This window comes from Streptomyces sp. NPDC004788 (assembly GCF_053601115.1).
On record NZ_JBSGBF010000188.1, the window covers coordinates 1 to 4685 of the forward strand.

4 protein-coding genes are annotated in these 4685 nt (G+C 68.6%); all 4 read left to right on the forward strand.

Translation table 11 applies throughout. The annotated features are described in order from the left end of the window. Nucleotides 1–148 precede the first annotated feature (148 nt). Complete coding sequence (locus tag ACWEJX_RS37400; RefSeq protein ID WP_451611865.1) at nt 149–736, forward strand: methyltransferase domain-containing protein; 588 nt, start codon at nt 149–151, stop codon at nt 734–736. A 354-nt stretch (nt 737–1090) separates the two neighbouring features. Continuing rightward, nucleotides 1091–2065, forward strand: coding sequence for a hypothetical protein (locus tag ACWEJX_RS37405; protein WP_451611866.1), 975 nt, complete (start codon nt 1091–1093; stop codon nt 2063–2065). 604 nt (nt 2066–2669) lie between these two features. Further along, a complete protein-coding gene (locus ACWEJX_RS37410) occupies nt 2670–4316 on the forward strand; it encodes an outer membrane protein assembly factor BamB family protein (protein ID WP_451611867.1) in 1647 nt (548 codons plus the stop codon). 37 nt (nt 4317–4353) lie between these two features. Further along, the coding region (locus ACWEJX_RS37415; protein WP_451611868.1) for an IS5 family transposase at nt 4354–4685 on the forward strand (332 nt) is incomplete at its 3' end.

Below are 4685 nucleotides of genomic sequence, written 5' to 3' on the forward strand. Positions count from 1 at the left end.
CCCTCCCCCGCCCCGCTTCCGATCTGGCGGGCCCCCGTGCTCGTTCCCCGGTGTCGCCGCGCCACCGCGCTCCGTTGTTGTCGCGCGCGCCCGCCCCACGAAGCTGAGCCGGGGCGGGGACGGGGAGGCCACGATCTCGTTCCGGCGGATGACCCTGCCCGACGTCGACATAGACGTCGACACCGACACCGACGTCGACATGGATGTCGACAGCGAACTCGGCGGATCGGTGGACGCCGTGATCGGCCGACTGGTTCTGGGACACCTGCCCGACCCGGTGACCGCACTGCGCCGGCTGTCCGGTCTGGTCCGCCCCGGCGGGCTCGTGGCCTTCCAGGACTTCGACAACTTCCCGCTCCGGGTGGAACCCCACACCCCGCTGACCGGCGCAGTGCTGGAAACCATTGCCGCAGCACTCATGGTGAACGGCAGCAGCCTGGGAACGGGCGCGCGCCTCTACTCGCTGTTCCGGCAGGCGGGCCTGACCGCGCCCGACCTCTCGGCGACGACACCGATGGGCGGCACCGAGGACGACACGGTGCTTCCTCTCGTCGTCCAGACCTACCGTGCCCTGTCCCAGGCGCCTCTGCCCGGCAGCTGCCGGGCCGGCGAGCTCGCGGAGACGATCGGCGACGTGGACACGCTTCTCGGCCGCATCCGCGCGGAGACGGCAGAGGCGCACGCGGTTGTCGTCATGCCGACCGCCGTGACGGCGTGGAGCGTGATCCCAGGCTAGTCGTACCTTCGCGTTCTCTCGCGCCGTTTCCCCTCCTTCGGGCCGTACGTGGTTCCGGTGCGGGAACGTGCCTGCGCGCCGCTGTGAAGGCACCGCAGAGGCCGGGCGTACGGGAGCGGAAGCGGCGGGCGCGGCTCCGCATCGGGCTGCTCCGCGCCCAGTTCACCTACCCGAGCTGAAAGGTTGATCCGTATGAGGGTGTCCGCCGAAGGCGCCGTCGACTCATCGCGTCGGCGCACCGCCCGGTACGCGTCCCTGACCGCGCCACTGGCCTGCGTGGTCTTCGTGGCCGGCTGCTCCTCCTCGTCCGCCCATTCCTCCTCCTCGTCCCGAACCCAACCCGGCCCGCACTCGGTGAACCAGGTTCTGCGAACCTTGCTGCCGTCGGGAGGGGGCTCGATCGTGCCCGAGGCCGATGCCGGGGCGAACGAACCGTTCGCGCCCGCGATCCTCACCTACAGGGATGGCGGCGGACTCGGCCAGGTGTCGGCTTCGGTGGGCCGCTTCCCGCTGCCACTGCCGCCGCAGCTGTCGCAATGCCCGGATCTCTCCGAGCACCCCTTCAGTCACTGCACCCTCACACACCTCCACGACGGCACCACGCTCATCCTCGACAAGTCCCCGGCCGACGAGACCAAGCCGTCCGCGGGCCGGCGATGGACAGTGGTGCGCACCGACCGGGACGGCAGCGTGGTCACCGTCTCGGAGTCCAACACGCCGAACGCCCGGAACGCCTCTCCCAGTCGCCCGACTCCGCCGTTGAGCGTGCGACAGCTCACCGACATCGCGGTCTCAGCGGCGTGGCAGCCCGTACTGGCCGCCCTGCCCGCACCTCCCCGGGGTTCCACCTCGACGCCGTCCTTCCAGTCCCTCCCCGCGAGCAAGATCACCGACGTCATCAGCCGCACGCTCCCCGGCCACCTGCAGACGGCGGACAGCGGCGGAGCGCCGGGCTACGGGCATCTGACGGTGGACGACGGGCAGGGCAAATGCCTGGTCGCGGTCACGGTGCAGCAATGGAAGCCGGATGACGAGGCGCTGACGAAGCTCTTCCAGGGGGCGACCACGGAACCTGACGGCGTGCGCGTGAAACTCGCCCGGAGCCACCCGGAAAAGGGAGGCGAAGGCGCGGTCCGGTGGTCGGTGGACATCTGGCGCCCCGACGGACTGCGCGTCGCCGTCAACGAACTCAACGCGAGGGCCTACCGCCTTCCCCGAACGCGCGCAGAACCCGCTCTGGGACTCGACCAGCTCAAGAAGATCGCGCTCTCCGGTGCGTGGCGTACCGCCCTGGACGAGGCCGATCGAACCCCGCAGAAGCGAGAGTGAGGAACGGCCGAGACTTCCCTCTCGGTCCGGTGGCAGGCGCTGGTGCAGGCGCAGGGAGCTCACCACGGACCGGCCTCGCCCACCGAGGTATACGGCGCCGCCCACACCCGTACCGCACACCTGCGGTGGGATGCCTGCCCCGCAGGACCGCGTAGCCCGGTGCCCGGCACCCTCATACCGCGCGGTCGGGGACGGCTCGGCGGACCTCGCGTCGGCGCCCCACGGAAGGGGATTACCGGCGAGGTCCTTCTCGAAGACCTTCGAGGCTGTCGACGGTCACGCAATTCCCCAGGATCTACATGATCAGCTTCACGTAATTCCCCATGCCACGCGGTCATGTTCCCCCTGGGGGCGGTGGTCGCGCACGAGCTGCGGTGACGTCCTGGGGGATAGCCAAACTTTCCGCGTTTCAGGTGGTTTGCCTACCTGTGTAGTACGTGACCGACTTCGACCGCCGCCATGCGGCGATGCCTCTGCGGCACGGTGCCGTCGGCCCCAAGGGATGGTCGGGCCTCGCGTTCGGGTCGTTGGCCAGGACGGAGCTGTGCAGGTTGCGATTGGGCTTCTTTCTGCTTGAGCCATCGGACCGCCTGGAAGCATGGGCATGACTGTTTTCGTCCAGGGGGACATCTTGATGAGCGGGTTAGACGATCTTGCCTCGGCCGTGGTCCAGCTGATGGCAACCGCAGCCACAGCGGCTGCCACCGGCGCCGGCAGCGCCGCCGCTTCGCTGGTCGGCGATCTGGTTCGCACCCGGCTCACGGGCGCCGGGCAGAGTGCCGCCGTGGCCGCGTTCGACGCGGCGCCGCAGGAGCCTGCAGCCCAGGCCGGTCTCCACAGTGCCCTGGTGATCGTGATGGCCGCCGACCAGCCCTTCGTCGTCCAGCTCACCAGCGTCATACCCGCCCCGGAAGAGGCGCCCGCCCCGGCTCAGCCCGCCAACTTCGCTTCCGGTGGGGGCATCACCATCCAGGGAACAGGGAACAAGGCCCGGGGTAACTTCGCCGGCCGCGACCAGATCATCAACAACATCCGCAGCGGCGACGCCTGGACGCTCGCGGTTCTCACCCTGGTCATTCTCATTCTGGCGCTCGCCGGCTACGGCGGCGTGCAGCTCATCGCCGGTGGCGACTCCTCGTCGACGGGAGGGAATCCGACCCCCCCGCCTGTCGGCAGTACCAACGGGCATGGCGGCCCGGCCGGCACGCAGCCACCCGCAGCGTCGAAGGCATCCGTGCTCTGGTCGATTCCCAAGGGACCGTGGGTGTTCACCTCTCCCGTCGTCAGCGACGGCAAGGTCTACTACGTGACCATCGACCACTCGACCGGAGCAACGGACCTGTTGGTGCTCGACGCCTCCGGCGGAACCGCAAGTTCCACGCTGCACCTGGATGACGATTCGATTCCTTGCGGTCTGGCAGTGTCCGGCGGAACCTTCTACTACGTCGGTATGGACGGTGTTCTGCACGCCGGCAACGACAGGGGGATTCTCTGGAAGTACACCACTGGCAGCGCCAACGAGACTCCGGTCGGGGTGACGGTTGCCGACGACACAGTGTTCGTCGGCGGCTGGGACAACGTCCTGCACGCCGTGCACGCTGCCACGGGAACGAAGCGCTGGTCGTTCACCGCCAAGGACCGCATCGTCTCGTCCCCTGCTGTCAGCAAGGGCGTCGTCTACGTAGGCAGCCGCGACGGCAACCTCTACGCACTGGACGAGGCAACCGGAAACCAGCTGTGGGCTTTCGCCGGCGGTGAGCCGTTCCACGACTCCTCACCCGTCGTGGCCGACGGCACCGTCTTCATCGGCGGGACCGAGGGAACCTTCTTCGCGGTGAACACTGCCGACGGCTCGGAGCGCTGGAAGTTCCGTACAGATGGCGCCGGAGAGCAGATCTCCTCCACCCCCGTGGTCTCCGGCGGCCTGGTCTACTTCGGCAGCCACAACAAGAACTTCTACGCCCTCGACGCGACCACCGGAACGAAGCGCTGGTCCGTGTCCACCGGCGATTACATCTTCTCCTCACCCGCCCTGGCCGAGGGAGTTGTCTACTTCGGAAGCTCGGACGGCAAGCTGCGCGCTGTCGATGCGGCCACCGGCACGGAGCGCTGGACATATACAAGCGAGGGTGAAGTGGTGGGAAGCCCCGCCATCGCCAGCGACGGCGTTCTCATCGCCACCCGCAAGAAGGACGACTGGTCGGGCAACACCGCATCGGACAGCGGCCATCTGTATGCCCTTCGGCGCTAGGCCGTGTCCGTAAAGTCGATCGCTCGTTACTCCGTTCGTGGTGCGTCGACATGAACTGACGGATGAATCGTGGGCGTTGATCGCTCCGTTGCTGGCGCCGGGCCGGATGGGCAGACCGGTGCGGGACCGGCGCCAGGTCGTGAACGGGATCTTGTGGAAGCTGTCCACCGGGGCCGCATGGCGTGACCTGCCCGAGCGGTACGGTCCGTGGAAGACGGTCTACGAACGCTTCCGGCACTGGTCCGCCGACGGGACGTGGGACCGGCTGCTGGCCCATGTCCAGCAGCACTCCGACGCCGTCGGGCAGGTGGACTGGACGATCGTCTGCGTCGACTCGACAACCGTGCGGGCGCATCAGCACGCGGCCGG

What these genes read in the sequence shown, in the direction of transcription:
- ACWEJX_RS37410 (WP_451611867.1), top strand. Translation starts at nt 2,670, where the DNA reads ATGACTGTTTTCGTCCAGGGGGACATCTTGATGAGCGGGTTAGACGAT.
- ACWEJX_RS37400 (WP_451611865.1), top strand. Translation starts at nt 149, where the DNA reads ATGACCCTGCCCGACGTCGACATAGACGTCGACACCGACACCGACGTC.